The organism is Sphingopyxis sp. SCN 67-31 (assembly GCF_001725095.1).
Genome location: NZ_MEFH01000054.1, coordinates 1 through 15,687, shown reverse-complemented (window position 1 = coordinate 15,687; position 15,687 = coordinate 1). Strand labels below are relative to the sequence as shown.

At 67.3% G+C, this 15,687-nt stretch carries 12 protein-coding genes; 8 read left to right on the top strand and 4 right to left on the bottom strand.

Annotated elements, in window-relative coordinates; genetic code table 11:
* Positions 1–42: 42 nt before the first annotated feature.
* The 3 genes from ABS88_RS08260 (at position 43) to topA (ending at position 5,406) form a co-directional block, all read left to right on the top strand.
* A complete protein-coding gene (locus tag ABS88_RS08260) occupies positions 43–1,599 on the top strand; it encodes a VWA domain-containing protein (protein ID WP_234002650.1) in 1,557 nt (518 codons plus the stop codon).
* A gap of 101 nt (positions 1,600–1,700) precedes the next feature.
* Positions 1,701–2,693, top strand: coding sequence for a hypothetical protein (locus tag ABS88_RS08255; RefSeq protein ID WP_076075048.1), 993 nt, complete (start codon positions 1,701–1,703; stop codon positions 2,691–2,693).
* A 169-nt stretch (positions 2,694–2,862) separates the two neighbouring features.
* Positions 2,863–5,406, top strand: a complete 2,544-nt coding sequence (gene topA / locus ABS88_RS08250; protein ID WP_076075050.1) for a type I DNA topoisomerase — start codon at positions 2,863–2,865, stop codon at positions 5,404–5,406.
* Positions 5,407–5,485: 79 nt separating this feature from the next.
* Here the strand turns inward: topA and era are convergent, their stop codons facing one another.
* From era to lepB, 3 genes are read right to left on the bottom strand one after another with little or no spacing between them, the layout of a single operon-like run.
* Entirely contained in the window at positions 5,486–6,379 is an 894-nt protein-coding gene (era, locus tag ABS88_RS08245) for a GTPase Era (protein ID WP_076075051.1), read from the bottom strand.
* The gene (gene rnc, locus ABS88_RS08240) at positions 6,376–7,059 is read right to left on the bottom strand and encodes a ribonuclease III (protein WP_104959716.1); all 684 of its coding nucleotides are present in this window, start codon (positions 7,057–7,059) and stop codon (positions 6,376–6,378) included. Before rnc ends, era begins: the two co-directional genes overlap by 4 nt.
* On the bottom strand, positions 7,056–7,874 hold the full coding sequence (gene lepB, locus ABS88_RS08235) for a signal peptidase I (RefSeq protein WP_067109538.1): 819 nt from the start codon (positions 7,872–7,874) through the stop codon (positions 7,056–7,058). Before lepB ends, rnc begins: the two co-directional genes overlap by 4 nt.
* A 207-nt stretch (positions 7,875–8,081) precedes the next feature.
* Between lepB and pgi the strand changes: the two genes are divergently transcribed.
* Positions 8,082–9,587, top strand: coding sequence for a glucose-6-phosphate isomerase (gene pgi, locus ABS88_RS08230; RefSeq protein WP_104959715.1), 1,506 nt, complete (start codon positions 8,082–8,084; stop codon positions 9,585–9,587).
* Positions 9,588–9,919: 332 nt separating this feature from the next.
* Positions 9,920–11,269 carry a glutathione-disulfide reductase gene (gene gor / locus ABS88_RS08225; RefSeq protein ID WP_104959714.1) on the top strand — a complete coding sequence of 450 codons (1,350 nt, stop codon included), beginning with the start codon at positions 9,920–9,922 and terminating at the stop codon, positions 11,267–11,269.
* Between the two features lie 128 nt (positions 11,270–11,397).
* On the opposite strand, the gene ABS88_RS08220 is transcribed toward gor, so the two are convergent.
* On the bottom strand, positions 11,398–12,813 hold the full coding sequence (locus ABS88_RS08220) for a helix-turn-helix domain-containing protein (RefSeq protein ID WP_104959713.1): 1,416 nt from the start codon (positions 12,811–12,813) through the stop codon (positions 11,398–11,400).
* A gap of 214 nt (positions 12,814–13,027) precedes the next feature.
* Here ABS88_RS08220 and ABS88_RS08215 point away from each other — a divergent pair, with 214 nt between their 5' ends.
* The 3 genes from ABS88_RS08215 to ABS88_RS08205 form a co-directional block, all read left to right on the top strand.
* Positions 13,028–14,560 carry an acyl-CoA carboxylase subunit beta gene (locus tag ABS88_RS08215; RefSeq protein ID WP_067112987.1) on the top strand — a complete coding sequence of 511 codons (1,533 nt, stop codon included), beginning with the start codon at positions 13,028–13,030 and terminating at the stop codon, positions 14,558–14,560.
* 107 nt (positions 14,561–14,667) lie between these two features.
* A complete protein-coding gene (mce, locus tag ABS88_RS08210) occupies positions 14,668–15,105 on the top strand; it encodes a methylmalonyl-CoA epimerase (RefSeq protein WP_104959712.1) in 438 nt (145 codons plus the stop codon).
* A 114-nt stretch (positions 15,106–15,219) separates the two neighbouring features.
* A partial coding sequence (locus tag ABS88_RS08205) for a methylmalonyl-CoA mutase family protein (protein ID WP_286749599.1) occupies positions 15,220–15,687 on the top strand: 468 nt, incomplete at its 3' end.

The window sequence follows — 15,687 nt, the reverse complement described above, 5'->3', positions numbered from 1 at the left end:
GACAGGTTGATGATATTGTATCACATGGTGGGGAGGGGGACGATGCGGAGTCGCTTGCTGACGGGCGCAACGATGGCGGGACTGCTTGCCGCCGGGCCGGCACCGCTTCCGGCGGCAAGTGCCGCCGCGAAGCCCGTGACGGGGCAGCAGGGTTTTTGCCGCGCCGCCGATCCGCTCCCGCGCCTGCCTGCGGAGACCGAGGCGGGGCAGCAGCGGCCCGACCGCGCGCTCAAATCCCGTGGCGGCTCCGGACGCGACCGTGCGATGTCTGCCGAGCCACCGCCGCCACCAGCTCCTCCTCCCCCGCCGCCCCCTCCGCCCCCGCCGCCGGCGATGGCGCCCATGGCGGCGGACGCGGTCGCGGTAACGGGTGCGCGCGCTGCGGGCGATGCGTCGCGGACTGCCGAGAGCGCGGCACCCGGATCGTCCGACGCCTCCCGCTACCCGCCATCGCCGCGGCCCTGGCCGCAGCCGCAGCCCCAGTCGGGCATCCTGACCGCGGGCGAGCATGACGACCTGCTCAATCCCGAACTCTACGCCGCCTATGTCAATCGCAGCGACCTGGGGCAGGAGGTGCGCGCCCTGCCGCGCGTCGACACGATGCGCGTGGTGACGGTCCGGGTCGCCGACCGCAACGGCCAGCCGATTCCCTTCGCCGACGTCGTCGTGACGTGCAGCGACGGCAACAGCATCACCATGGCGACGCAGGCCGACGGCAGCGCGGTCTTCTTTCCCGGCCTCGACCGGCTGAGCGAGCGGATCACCGTGTCCGCGCGCCAGGCGGGCCGGGCGATCGCCGACGCGCGCCCGGTGCTGGTGTCGGCGGCGGCCGGCGGCCAGCTCGTCGGCCTCACCGCGGACCGGACGGCGGCGAAGGCGACGAAGCTCGACCTGATGCTCGTCGTCGACACCACGGGCAGCATGGGCGACGAGATCCGGTATCTGCAGGCCGAACTGCGTTCGATCATCGCCGCGATCACCGCCAGGCATCGCGACCTCGATATCCGTGTCGGCTTCGTCTTCTATCGCGACGAGGGCGACGATTACGTCACCCGCAGCTTTGCCTTCGACCGCGACATCGGCGCGGTGCAGGGGCGGCTCGCGCAGCAATATGCGAGCGGCGGCGGCGATTATCCCGAAGCGATGGACCAGGCGCTGATCCGCGCGGTCGGGCAGGACTGGCGCCTCGATGCGGTGAAGTCGCTGCTGCTCGTCGCCGACGCGCCGCCGCATGACGATCGCTTCGGGCGGACGTGGCAGGCGGCGGAAGCCGCGCGCGCAAAGCGGATCCACATCACCCCGGTCGCCGCGTCGGGCGTCGCCGACAAGGCCGAATATGCGATGCGCGCGATGGCCGCGGCGACCCAGTCGCGCTATCTGTTCCTGACCGACGACAGCGGCGTCGGCAATCCGCATGCGCCGCCGGCGATCGACTGCTATCTCGTCACCCGGCTCGACGCGCTCGTCCGCCGCGTGATCGACAGCCAGATCAGCGGCCGCCGCATCGAACCCGAACGCAGCGAGGTGATCCGCAGCGTCGGCGATTACGACGCCGGCAAATGCCGCCTGCCCGCGGGCTTCCGGTGGGACAATCAGTAAGCGATTGACACGCCCTCGCATCTGGCGGATGCGCGGGATCGTGGGTTGCTTCGCGAACATCTCGCACCGCCGGGCGGTCGCGGGGTGCGGAGGAACGACCCATGAGGAAATTGCTGTCGGCGCTCGCCGTCGCGGCGCTGCTGGCCCAGCCTGCCGCCGCCATCGCCAGGGACCAGGAACCGGTCAAGATTTCGGGGCCCGCCAATGCGAAGGGCGTCGGCACCGTTGCGATCGGCGCGTTCAACGTCGGCTTCATCTTCGAATCGATCGACCAGACGCAGGCGAGCGGCGGCCTGATGGGCGCCTTCGGCGGCACCACCAAGGCAAAGAGCGAACTGGTCGGCGTGACGCCGGCGATGATGCAGACGATCACCGATGCGGCCTATGCCGATTTCGTCTCCCGACTTCAGGCGAGCGGCTATACCGTCCAGACGCCCGCCGACCTGTTCGGTCACGCGGCGCTCGGCAAGAGCAAGTCGCAGGACGTGCCGCTCGACATCAATATTGCGCTCGAAAAGGGCAGCAAGGGCAAGGCAACCTATTTCAAGCCCAATGACCTGCCGTCGCTGCTGATGATTCCCGGCGACTTCCTGGGGTCGGGGATGAGCAGCATCGGCATCAACATGGCCGCGGGCCAGACCGGCATGGCCTTCGCCAACTATGCGAAACAGGCGGGGGTCGGCGTGATCGACGTCGTCTATCTGATCGACTTTTCGAACCAGAAGCGTCCCGGCGCCTTCAGCTTCGGCGGCATTCAGGTCAACAGCGGCCTGTCGGTCGCGGCCGACTATTCGCGCCTGACGCTGATCGCGCCGAGCGGCAAGCAGTCGGTCATCACCGTCAAGGCCCCGGTCGCGGTCGAGGGCGATTTCATCGAAAAGGACGATGCGACCAGCGGCGCGGACAAGGCGCTGCAATCGGGCGCCAACGTCGCGGGCGGCCTCGCGGCGGTCGCCGGGCTGGGCGGCCTGCGCTTCGGCAAGACGCGCAAGTTCGAATTCGCGGCAAAGCCCCGCGCCTATGAAGAGGGTGCGGCCAAGGCGGCAAGCCTGGCGAGCGAGATGCTGATCGGGCGGCTGGGCGCCTTGCGCTGATCCCCACCGTCGCCCCGCGAAGAGGGGACCGCCGGCAGCCTTGTGCGACACCGCGAGCGGTCCCATCTTCGCGGGCGGCGACGGTTGCGCCAAATCCCTCTTGACGAAGGGCCAAGCCCTCCGCAACCCTCGCGCACACGTGTAAGGGTTCCCAGCGAACGGATTTTCAATGCAATTGGTAATTGTCGAATCGCCTGCCAAGGCGAAGACGATCGAGAAATATCTCGGCCGTGATTTCAAGGTGCTCGCATCCTACGGCCATGTCCGCGACCTGCCGCCCAAGGACGGTTCGGTCGATCCGGACGACGGCTTCGCGATGCAGTGGCAGCTCTATCCCGACAAGGCGAAGCGGCTGAAGGAGATTCAGGACGCGGCGAAGCAGGCCGACCGCCTGATCCTCGCGACCGACCCCGATCGCGAGGGCGAGGCGATCAGCTGGCATGTGCAGGAATTGCTGCGCAGCAAAAAGGCGCTGCCGCAGGCGGTCGAACGCGTCACCTTCAACGCGATCACCAAGCAGGCGGTGACCGATGCGATGGCGCATCCGCGCGACCTCGACACCGATTTGATCGATGCCTATCGCGCGCGGCGCGCGCTCGACTATCTGGTCGGTTTCACCCTGTCTCCGGTGCTGTGGCGCAAGCTGCCCGGCGCCAAGTCGGCTGGCCGTGTCCAGTCGGTCGCGCTGCGGCTGGTGGTCGAGCGCGAGCGCGAGATCGAGGCGTTCGTCACGCAGCAATATTGGTCGGTGACCGGGCTGTTCGAAATGGGCGGCACACCGTTCAGGGCGCGCCTCGCGCGCTGGCGCGGCGACAAGATCGAGCGGCTGTCGATCACGACAGAGGCTGATGCGCGCGCCGCCGAGGCCGATGTGAAGGCGGGCCATTTCACCGTCGATGCGGTCGAGACCAAGCCGCTGACCCGCAACCCGCCGCCGCCCTTCACCACCTCGACGCTCCAGCAGGAGGCGGCGCGCAAGCTCGGCTTTTCCGCCAGCCACACGATGCGCGTCGCGCAGGACCTCTACGAGGACGGCGCGATCACCTATATGCGGACCGACGGCGTCCAGATGGACGGCAGCGCGATCAGTGCCGCGCGTCGCGCGATCGCCGACCGCTACGACGGCGGTTATGTCCCCGACAAGCCGCGGCAGTATCAGACCAAGGCGAAGAACGCGCAGGAAGCGCATGAAGCGATCCGGCCGACCGATTTCGGCAGGGACCGCGTCGGCGGCGGCGACCATGCGCGGCTCTACGAACTGATCTGGAAGCGCGCGCTAGCCAGCCAGATGGCGTCGGCGCGGCTCGAACGCACCAGCGTCGACCTGTCCGACGGCACCGGCAAGACGATGCTGCGCGCGACGGGGCAGGTGGTGAAATTCCCCGGCTTCCTCGCCCTTTATGACGAGGGGCGCGACGATAACAGCGACGACGAGGATGGTCGTCTGCTCCCCGCGATGGACAAGGGCGATGCGCCGGCGAAGACCGGCGTCGAGGTCGAGAGCCACGAGACGCAGCCGCCGCCGCGTTATTCCGAGGCGAGCCTCGTCAAGAAGATGGAGGAACTCGGCATCGGGCGGCCCTCGACCTATGCCTCGATCCTCCAGGTGCTCAAGGACCGCGCCTATGTGCGCATCGAGAAGAACCGCTTCATCCCCGAGGAAAGCGGGCGGCTGCTGACGGCGTTCCTCGAACGCTTCTTCGCGCGCTACGTCGGCTATGATTTCACCGCCGGGCTCGAGGAGGAGCTCGACGACGTGTCGGGCGGCCGCGCGCAGTGGCAGGCGGTGCTCGACCGCTTCTGGCGCGATTTCAAGCCGCGCACCGGCGAGGTGATGGAACAGAAACCGTCGGAGATTACCGCGGCGCTCGACGAATTCCTCGGCGCCTATCTCTTCCCCGACAAGGGCGACGGCAGCGATCCCCGGCTTTGTCCCAATTGCGGCACCGGCCGGCTCGCGCTGCGCGGCGGGCGTTTCGGGCCGTTCATCGCATGCAGCAATTATCCCGAGTGCAAATATACCCGCAAGTTCGCGCAGCCGGGCGGTGCGGACAACGGCGCCGACAACGGCCCCGAGGCGATGGGAACCGACCCCGACAGCGGGCTCGAGGTGACGAAGCGCAGCGGTCGCTTCGGCCCCTATATCCAGCTCGGCGAGGGCAAGGAGGCGAAGCGTTCGTCGATCCCCAAGGATATCCCTGCCGAGGATTTCGACCTCGACTATGCGTTGCGGCTGCTCAGCCTGCCGCGCGAGGTCGGCATGCATCCCGAAAGCGGCAAGCCGATCGTCGCGGGGCTGGGGCGCTATGGTCCCTATCTGCTCCATGACGGCAAATATGCGAAGTTGACCGGCACCGCCGAAATCTTCGAGATCGGCATGAACGCCGCGGTGGCGCGCATCGCCGACGCGGCGAACGGCGGCGGCCGCGGCGCGCGCGCCAAGGCAGAGCCGCTCAAGACCTTCGGCCCGCACCCGACGAGCGGCGGCGAGATGAAGCTGATGGCGGGGCGTTTCGGCCCCTATGTCACCGACGGCACGACCAACGCGACGCTGCCCAAGACGGTCGAACCCGACGCGCTGACGGTCGAGGAAGCGGTCGCGCTGATCGACGCGCGCGCCGCGAAGGGACCGGCCAAGGGGAAGAAGAAAGCCGCGCCGAAGAAAAAGGCGCCCGCGAAGAAGGCCCCGGCGAAGAAGAAGGCGAAGGAATAGAATTCCGCGTGTTAACCCAACCCCGTTCGCCCTGAGCACGAACGAAGGCAAGGATAGTCCAGGCGACTTCAGGGCAGGATCAATCGACCCAGTCGAGCCCCATGTCGCGATAGACGCTGCGATCCTCGTCCCAGTTCTCCTTCACTTTCACGTGCAGGAACAGGTGGACCTTGCGCCCCATCAACTCGGCCAGCTCGGCGCGCGCCTTCGCGCCGATTTCCTTGATCCGGCTGCCCCCCTTGCCGAGGACGATCGCGCGCTGGTTGTCGCGCGCGACGAGGATCTGCTGATGGATTTCGGCGCTGCCGTCGGGGCGCGACTTGAACAGCTCGGTCTCGACCGTCGACTGATAGGGGAGTTCCTCGTGAAGCTGGCGATAGAGTTGCTCGCGCGTGATTTCGGCCGCGAGCATGCGCTCGGGCGCATCGCTCACCTCATCCTCGGGGAAATGCCACGGTCCCTCGGGCATCAGCGAAGCCAGATGCGCCTTGAGGTCGGCGACGCCGTCGCCGCTGCTCGCAGCGATGAAGAAGGTTTCGTCGAAGGGCAGCTTCGCATTCAACTCGGTCGCGATCGTCAGCAGCTTGTCCTTGCGCGTCAGGTCGACCTTGTTGAGGACAAGGAACTTTTTCTCGGGCCGTCCCGCGACGCCTTCCAGCACGCGCTCGACGCGGCCGCTCAGCTTCGCCGCGGCATCGACGATGACGAGGGTCGCCTCCGCCTCCTCCAGGCTGCCCCACGCGGCGGCGACCATCGCGCGGTCGAGCCGGCGCGTCGGCGCGAAGATGCCGGGGGTGTCGATCAGCACGATCTGCGTGTCGCCCGCCATCGCGACGCCCATCAGCCGGGTGCGCGTCGTCTGCGCCTTGGGGCTGACGATCGCGACCTTCTGGCCGACGAGCGCATTGACGAGGGTCGACTTGCCCGCATTGGGGGCGCCGACAACGGCCACGAAGCCGCAGCGTTGGGTCATTGTTTCTCTTCCTGTGTCAGCCGGTCGAGCAGAGCGGCCGCCGCGGCCTTTTCGGCCGCCTGCTTCGATGCGCCTTCGCCTTCGGCCTCGGCGAGCTTGCCGACCGCGACCGCGACGCGAAAGCGCGGCGCATGGTCGGGGCCTTCGCGGCGGACGAGGCGATATTCGGGCGGACGCCGCTTGCGGGCGAGCGCCCATTCCTGGAGCGCCGCCTTGGGATGCTTGGGCGCCGCGGTCTGCCCCTCGATCATCGCGCCCCATTCGCGGACGATGAAGGCGCGTGCCGCCACCTCGCCCCGGTCGAGCCACAGCGCGCCGATCAGCGCTTCGAGCACGTCGGCGGCGACATTGTCGCTCTGCCGCCCGCCGTCGCTGATCGCCTGCGCGCCGAAGCGGACATGTGCGTTGAGGTCGAGCCGCTGCGCGATGCGCGCACAGGTTTCGCCCGATGCCAGCGCGTGCAGGCGCGACGAAAGCTCGCCCTCGCTCGCTTTCGGAAACCGGCGGAACAGCTCGGACGCGATCACCAGCCCCAGCACCCGGTCGCCCAGGAATTCAAGCCGCTGATAATCGCCCGCGCCGCTGCTGCCATGGGTCAGCGCGCGGTGATAGAGGCCAAGGTCGCCGGGCGGCGCGCCGGTGATCGCGGCGATGGTTTCGGCGGACGCGCCTTCGCTCAAAAGCCGTCCCCGATGCGGCTCCACCGCGCGGCGGTGAACCAGCTGATCGGGTTGAGCCAGCTCGCCGAGCCGTCGGTCGAGAACATGCCGACCAGCGCGTGGCCGACCAGATTCTCTTCGGGAACCAGGCCGATCCCCTCATTCTCCACCGCCGGGAAGCGGCTGTCGGCGCTGCGGTCGCGATTGTCGCCCATCAGGAACAGATGCCCGGCCGGCACCGTGACCGGCGGCGTATTGTCCTGCTGGATCGTCGTGATGTCGAGGATCGGATAGCTTTTGCCGTTCGGCATCGTCTCGCGGAACTGCTTGTAGCGGCACTGGCGCCCGCCGTCGGCGGCGGTCTCCTCGAACTCGGGCGAATAGCAGGGCAGGGTGCCCATCGCGCGCGAGGCGTCGATCATGTTCTGCGTCACCGGAATGACGAAATCGGGCATCGGCTCGCGCTTCAGCGGCCGGCCGTTCAACCAGACGGCGCCGTCCTTCACCTGCACCGTGTCGCCGGGCAGGCCGATGACGCGCTTGATATAGTCGTTGTCGCCCACCGGCGGCGCCTTGAACACGACGACGTCGCCGCGTTCGGGGGTGCGCGGAAAGATGCGGCCGGGGATCAGCGGCACGCTGAACGGCAGGCTGTATTTCGAATAGCCATAGGCCATCTTGTTGACGAGCAGGTAATCGCCGATCAGCAGCCGCGGCTGCATCGATTCCGACGGAATGTTGAAGGGCGACAGAAAGAAGCTGCGGAAGATCAGCACCGCGACCGCGAGCAGCGCGAGGAAGCGGATGGTGTCGACCGCCTCCTCCTTTGCGGACATCGGAGCGGGGGCCGGGGGCGCGGGAGTCGGGGCGGCGGAATTTCTGGCGGTTGCGCTGGCGTCGGTCATGCCGCGCATTGGCGACGAATGGACGCGAAGGTCAAGCGAATATCGGCGGACGACGCTGGCATGGGCACCGCCGCTGGCTTATGGAGAAAGCCACATCCCGATCCCGTTCGCATCGAGCGGAAACCAAGAGGACATCCGATGACCACCGCCACCGAAGCCTGGCAGGCCCTCGCCGACTGGCAGCCCCGTCCGCTCGCCGAGCTTGTCGCCGCCGATCCCGATGCGCGGCTTCAGGCGTTCGTCCGCCGCGTCGCCGACATCCGCTTCGATTTCGCCAAGACGCACCTCGACGATGCGGCGGTCGCCATCCTGTCGCGGCTGGCCGAGGCGCAGGATTTCGCGGGCCGGCGAAAGACGCTGTTTTCGGGCGGCATCGTGAACCCCACCGAGGAGCGCGCCGCCGAGCACAGCGCCGAGCGCGGCGACGGCGCGCCCGATTCGGTGCATCGCGCGCAGGCGCTCCACCAGCGGATGCGCATGCTGGTCGACGCGATCGAGGCCGGGGCGTTCGGCGAAATCCGCCACCTGCTGCACATCGGCATCGGCGGTTCGGCGCTCGGCCCCGACCTGCTCGTCGACGCGCTCGGGCGGCACGACCGGCGCTATGACGTCACCGTCGTCTCGAATGTCGACGGGGCCGCGCTGAGCGAGGCCTTCGCGAAATTCGACCCCGAATATACGCTGGTCGCGGTCGCATCGAAGACCTTCACGACCACCGAGACGCTGCTCAACGCCGCGTCGGCGCTGCAATGGCTGGAGGAGGGCGGGGTCGAGGACCCCAGCGGACGCTTCGTCGCGCTGACCGCCAATCCCGACAAGGCGATGGAATGGGGGATCGACGAAACGCGCATCCTGCCGTTCAGCGAGACGATCGGCGGGCGCTATTCGCTGTGGTCGTCGATCGGCTTTCCGGCGGCGCTCGCGCTCGGCTGGGACGCCTTCGCCGAACTGCTCGAAGGCGCGGCGGAGATGGACCGGCATTTCCGGCTGGCCGAGGGTGCCGACAACATCTGCCTGCTCGCCGCCTTTGCCGACCAGCTCTATGCCAACCGCCTCGGCTGCCAGACGCGCGCGGTCTTCGCCTATGACGAGCGGCTGCGGCTGCTTCCCTCTTATCTGCAGCAGCTCGAAATGGAATCGAACGGCAAGGGCGTCACGCTGGACGGCGAGCCGCTGGGCCGCGCGAGCGCCGCGATCACCTGGGGCGGCGTCGGCACCGATGCCCAGCATGCGGTGTTCCAACTGCTCCATCAGGGCACGCATCTGGTCCCGGTCGAATTCGTCGTCGCGCGCGAGGCCGACGATCTGCTCGACGCCGCGCACCACGAAACGCTCGTCGCCAACTGCATCGCGCAGGGGGCGGCGCTGATGGCCGGACGTGCGAGCGAGGACGGCGCGCGCGCCTATCCGGGCAACCGGCCCTCGGCGACGATCCTGCTCGAACAGGTCACGCCGCATCAGCTGGGCGCGCTCATCGCCTTCTACGAGCATCGCGTCTTCGCCAACGCGGTGCTGCTGGGCATCAACCCGTTCGACCAGTTCGGGGTCGAACTGGGCAAGGAAATGGCGAAGGGTCTGGCCGAGGGGACGGTTGCCTTCGATCCGGCGACGCAGGCGCTGATGCAGGCGGCGCTGGGGGAATAACCCATAGGGTCATTGCGAGGAGCATGGCGACGCGGCAATCCGGAGTTGCGTACACCGCTGTAGATGACTCCCCCAGATCTAGTCGGCGTTCATGCCCTTGAGACAATGATGCTGGTGATCCCCGGCGAAAGCCGGGGTCCAGATGCGTGCGCCTGCCTCGCATGGGCCCCGGCTTTCGCCGGGGAACGGTTACCTGCCGAAAAGGGATAATTGCCGATCCGTCCGGGGCCGCAACGACAAGTGTTTCGCACTGACCGCAAAATTCGATTGGCAAGCCGGCGCCGCCCACCCACATAGGCGCCAGCCAATCATTCCAGTGCGGGGGCTCTTCCATGTCCAAGTTCGACTATGATCTTTTCGTCATCGGCGCCGGGTCGGGCGGGGTGCGCGCCAGCCGCGTCGCGGCTTCGCACGGTGCGCGCGTCGCTGTGGCGGAGGAGCATCGGGTCGGCGGCACCTGCGTCATCCGCGGCTGCGTCCCCAAGAAGCTGCTCGTCTATGGCGCCCATTTCGCCGAGGACCTGAAGGACGCGCGCCATTTCGGCTGGGACGTTCCTCCCGATTGCCGCTTCGACTGGGCGCGGCTGCGCGACAATGTGCTGGCCGAGGTGACCCGGCTCGAAGGGCTTTACGGGCAGACGCTCGACAATCACCAGGTCGAGGTCTTCAAGACGCGCGCGACGGTCGCCGGGCCGCAGACCGTGCGCCTGGCCGACGGGCGCGAACTGACTGCGGAGCGCATCCTGATCGCCACCGGCGGCTGGCCCTTCGTCCCCGACTTTCCGGGCAGCGAGCATGCGATCACCTCGAACGAGGTCTTTCACCTCGAAACGCTGCCGCAGCGCGTGGTGATCGCGGGCGGCGGCTATATCGCCAACGAATTCGCCGGCATCTTCAACGAGTTCGGCAGCAAGGTGACGATCGTCAATCGTGGCGACGCGATCCTGCGCGGCTATGACGAGCAGATCCGCGACCGGCTGTTGCAGATCTCGATGACCAAGGGCATCGAGTTCCGCTTCAACGCCCCCTTCCAGTCGATCGAGAAGCAGGCCGACGGCTCGCTGATGGTTCATCTCGCCAATTGCGACCCGATTCCCGCCGACGCGGTGCTGGTGGCGACCGGACGGGTACCGAACACCCGCGGACTGGGGCTCGCGGAGGCGGGCGTCGAGCTCGACGCCGACGGGGCCGTGAAGGTCGACGAGGGCAACCGCTCGTCGGTGCCGAGCATCTATGCCGTCGGCGACGTGACCAACCGCATCCAGCTCACCCCCGTGGCGATCCGCGAGGGGCAGGCGTTCGCGGACTCGGTCTTCGGCGACAAGCCGACGACGGTCGATTATGCCAATGTTCCGAGCGCGGTGTTCAGCCATCCGCCGATCGGCGCCGTCGGCATGACCGAGGCCGAGGCGCGCAATAAACTGGGCTCGATCCGGGTTTATACGAGCGATTTCCGCGCGATGAAGAATGTCCTCGCCGGCCGCAACGAACGCGCGCTCTACAAGATGGTGGTCAACGAGGCGACCGACCAGGTCGTCGGCCTGCACCTGATCGGCCCCGACGCGCCGGAGATATTGCAGGCAGCGGCGGTCGCGGTGAAGGCTGGGCTGACCAAGGCCGATTTCGACGCCACGGTGGCGCTGCACCCGAGCATGGCCGAGGAACTGGTGCTGCTGAAGTAATCGCTCCCCTCCCGCAAGCGGGAGGGGAAGCGAGAGTTGCGAGCTTGCTCGCTACTCGCAGCGGGGTGGGCAGAGGCACCGTCGCAGACCCACCCCCAGCCCCCTCCCGCAAGCGGGAGGGGAATTGGTCACCCGATCCGATAGGGCACCACGTCCCTTCGATCAGGATCGACCAATATCGGCCGGTCGCTCGGCGGGAAGGCGCGCTGGTCGCAGTCGTCGCGCGGACAGATGCGGCACGACGGGCCGATGCGTGCCGCAGCCTGCGGCGCATCGACGTCGACCCCGTCGGCATAGACGAAGTCGGCGGCGTATCGCGCCTCGCACCCCAGCGCGACGGCATAGCGGCGCGGGGCGCGGGCATAGCTGCCCGACGGCTTCACCAGCCCCTTGGCCATCGAGACGTAGCGCAGGCCGTCGGGCGTCTCGGCGAGCTGGAACAGGATGCGGTCGGGGATCGCCGCCGCCTCGTGGACGATCCACAGCGGGCAGGCGCCGCCGAAGCGCGCGAATTGCAGCCGCGTCGCGCTGTGCCGCTTGGTGATGTTGCCCGCCATGTCGACGCGGCAGAAGAACATCGGGATGCCGCGCGCGCCGGGGCGCTGGAGCGTCGAGAGGCGGTGGCACGCCTGTTCGAAGCTGACCCCATATTCGAGCCGTAGCCGGTCGATATCGTGCCGCACCGCGCGGGCGCTGGCGCGAAAGGGCGTATAGGGCATCAGCACCGCGCCCGCCGCATAGTTGGCGAGACCGACGTGGAGCAACTGGCGCGCCGCGGCGGTGCGCAGCGGCGACGCCTCGACCACCGCCGCGATCTCGTCCGCGAGCGCCAGCGCCGCGAGCTGGTGCGCGAGCTGGAAGCGGCGGCTTTCGGGCGGTTGCGACGGGTCGATGACGAGGTGGCGCATCGTCGCGTCATAATCGCGCAGCGCCTGCGCCTGATTGTAAACGATCGAGATGCCGAGCGCATCGCGCAGCCGCCGCTCGATCGTCTCGACCGCAGGAGAGGGGGCAGAGGACGCGCCGCGCAGCCCCTTCGCCAGTTCCTCGGCGGCGCGGTCGAGCCGGTCGACGTAATTGCCCGCGTCGTGAAACCAGTCGCGCACCTCCTCCCATGGCAGGCGGCTGCCTTCCGCGGTGCCGCCGGTCAGCGCCTCGTCGATGATCTGGAGCCGCTGTCCGGCGCGGCGATAGGCGGCGTGCAGCGCGACGAACTGGTCGGCGAGTTGCGGCTGCTGAAGCGCCGCGCGTTCGAGCTGTTCGGGCGCGATCGGGGCGGCGGCGAACAGCGGATCGGCCGCCGCCTCGCGCAGCGCGCCCGCGCGCCGGTCGCCCGCGTCGGCGGCGACCTCCTCCCATTCGAGCGGGAACAGTCTTTGCAGCCGGTCGAGCAGCGCGGGGGTCAGCGGCCGGTCGTCATGCTCGATCTGGCTGAGGTAGGAGGTCGAGATGCCGAGCCTCGCAGCGAACCCGGCCTGCCGCAGGCCGCGCTCGGCGCGAAGCTGGCGCATGCGGCTGCCGGCGAAGATGCGTTGGCGGGTCATGGCACGAAACCTCTCATTTCCGTTCGTGTCGAGCGAAGTCGAGACACCCATCAGTGTGGCGCAAGGTCGCTGGGTGTCTCGCCTTCGCTCGACACGAACGGCCTATGGTGTGGCTCTACTTTGCAAATTCCGACTTCGCAACTTTGCAAATTCACATTTGCCACCGGGCGCCGAACGGGGCAGGGCGGACCGCTCAATATCCGTGGAGAGCCGCATGTCTGCCAATATCGCCGAAATGGAACGCCGCCGCGCCGCCGCCGCGCTGGGGGGCGGGCAGAAGCGCATCGACGCGCAGCACGCCAAGGGCAAGCTGACCGCGCGCGAGCGGCTGCTCGTGCTGCTCGACGAGGATTCATTTGAGGAGCTCGACACTTATGTCGAGCATGATTGCGTCGATTTCGGGATGCAGGACCAGAAAATCCCCGGCGATGGCGTGGTGACCGGATCGGGGACCATCAACGGCCGGCTCGTCTATGTCTTCAGCCAGGATTTTACAGTCTTCGGCGGTTCATTGTCGAAACGCCATGCGGAGAAGATCTGCAAGGTGATGGAAAAGGCGATGCTGGTGGGGGCGCCGGTTATCGGCCTCAATGACTCGGGCGGCGCGCGAATTCAGGAGGGTGTCGCATCGCTCGGCGGTTATGCCGACGTGTTTCAGAAGAATGTTCTGGCGTCGGGGGTGGTGCCGCAGATTTCGCTCATCATGGGGCCGTGCGCGGGCGGCGCGGTCTATTCGCCCGCGATGACCGACTTCATCTTCATGGTGAAGGATTCGAGCTACATGTTCGTCACCGGTCCCGACGTGGTCAAGACGGTGACCAACGAGGTGGTAACGCAGGAGGAACTGGGCGGCGCGATCACGCACACGACGAAAAGCTCGGTCGCCGACCTGGCGTTCGAGAACGACATCGAGGCGCTGCTCGCGGCGCGTGATTTCTTCGACTATCTGCCCGAGAACAACCGCGCCGGCGTGCCCGTGCGCCCGACGAGCGATCCCTACGACCGCGCCGAGGACAGCCTCGACACGCTGATCCCGCCTAATGCGAACCAGCCCTATGACATGCACGAGCTGATCCGCAAGACGGTCGACGAGGGCGATTTCTTCGAGGTGCAGCCGGCGCACGCCGCGAACATCATCTGCGGCTTCGGGCGCATCGAGGGGCGCACGATCGGCATCGTCGCCAACCAGCCGCTGGTGCTGGCGGGCGTGCTCGACATCAATTCGTCGAAGAAGGCGGCGCGCTTCGTACGTTTCTGCGACGCGTTCGAGATTCCGATCGTCACCTTCGTCGACGTTCCCGGCTTCCTGCCCGGCACCGCGCAGGAATATAACGGCATCATCAAACATGGCGCGAAGCTGCTCTTCGCATATGCCGAGGCGACGGTGCCCAAGATCACGGTCATCACGCGCAAGGCCTATGGCGGCGCCTACGACGTCATGGCGTCGAAGCATCTGCGCGGCGATTTGAACTATGCGTGGCCGACCGCCGAGATCGCGGTGATGGGCGCGAAGGGCGCGGTCGAAATCATCTTCCGCAGCGACATCGGCGACGCGCAGAAGATCGCCGAGCGCACGAAGGAATATGAGGATCGCTTCGCCAACCCCTTCGTCGCGGCATCGCGCGGCTATATCGACGAGGTCATCCATCCCCGCAACACGCGGAAAAGGATCGCGCTGGGGCTGCGGAAGCTGCGGAACAAGCAGTTGGAGAACCCGTGGAAGAAGCATGACAATATTCCGCTGTAGTTTGGCGTCGCCCCGGACCTGATCCGGGGTCCCGCTATCCTTGTTCCGCGAGGTCTAAGCGGGATGCCGGATCGGGTCCGGCATGACGAAACTGGAGAGACTTTGATATGAAACTGGGCCGCCTCAACCACATCGGCGTCGCGACGCCGTCCATCGCCGACAGCATCGCCTTCTACCGCGACGTGATGGGCGCGACGACGATCTGCGAGCCGTTCGACATGCCCGATCAGGGCGTCAAAGTGTGCTTCGTCGATACGCCCGGCGAGGGTGGGACGAACGGCACGCAGATCGAGCTGATCGAGCCGCTGCCCGGCAATGCGTCGATCGCGGGCTTCCTCGAACGGAACCCGCAGGGCGGGCAGCATCATATGTGCTATGAGGTCCCCGACATCCACGCCGCCAAGGCGGAGTTCGAGGCGATGGGCAAGCGCGTGCTCGGCGAACCGCGGATCGGGGCGCACGGGACGCCGATCTTCTTCGTCCATCCGCGCGACATGGGCGGGGTGCTGACCGAGATCATGGAGACGCCGAAGGGGGCGCACTGACATCATTTTCCGGTCGTGCTGAGCTTGTCGAAGCACCGTCCTTTCTTCGTTCAAGACAAGAACGGCCCTTCGACAAGCTCAGGGCGAACGGTTTTTGGGAAAAAGAGACTGCATATGACCGACAAACCGACCCTCGACCAATGGGCGGCCGCCGCTGACAAGGAAGTGAAGGGTAAAGACCTTACCTGGCACACGCCCGAGGGGATCGACGTCAAGCCGCTCTACACGGCCGAGGACATCCAGACCGACCCCGGCCTGCCCGGTTTCGCGCCCTTCACGCGCGGTGTACGCGCGTCGATGTATGCGGGGCGGCCGTGGACGATCCGGCAATATGCGGGCTTCTCGACCGCCGAGGAATCGAACGCCTTCTATCGCCGCAACCTCGCCGCAGGGCAGAAGGGGCTGTCGGTTGCCTTCGACCTTGCCACCCACCGCGGCTATGACAGCGACCATCCGCGCGTCGTCGGCGACGTCGGCAAGGCGGGGGTGGCGATCGACAGCGTCGAGGATATGAAAATCCTCTTCGACGGCATCCCGCTCGACCAGATGTCGGTCAGCATGACGATGAACGGCGCGGTGATC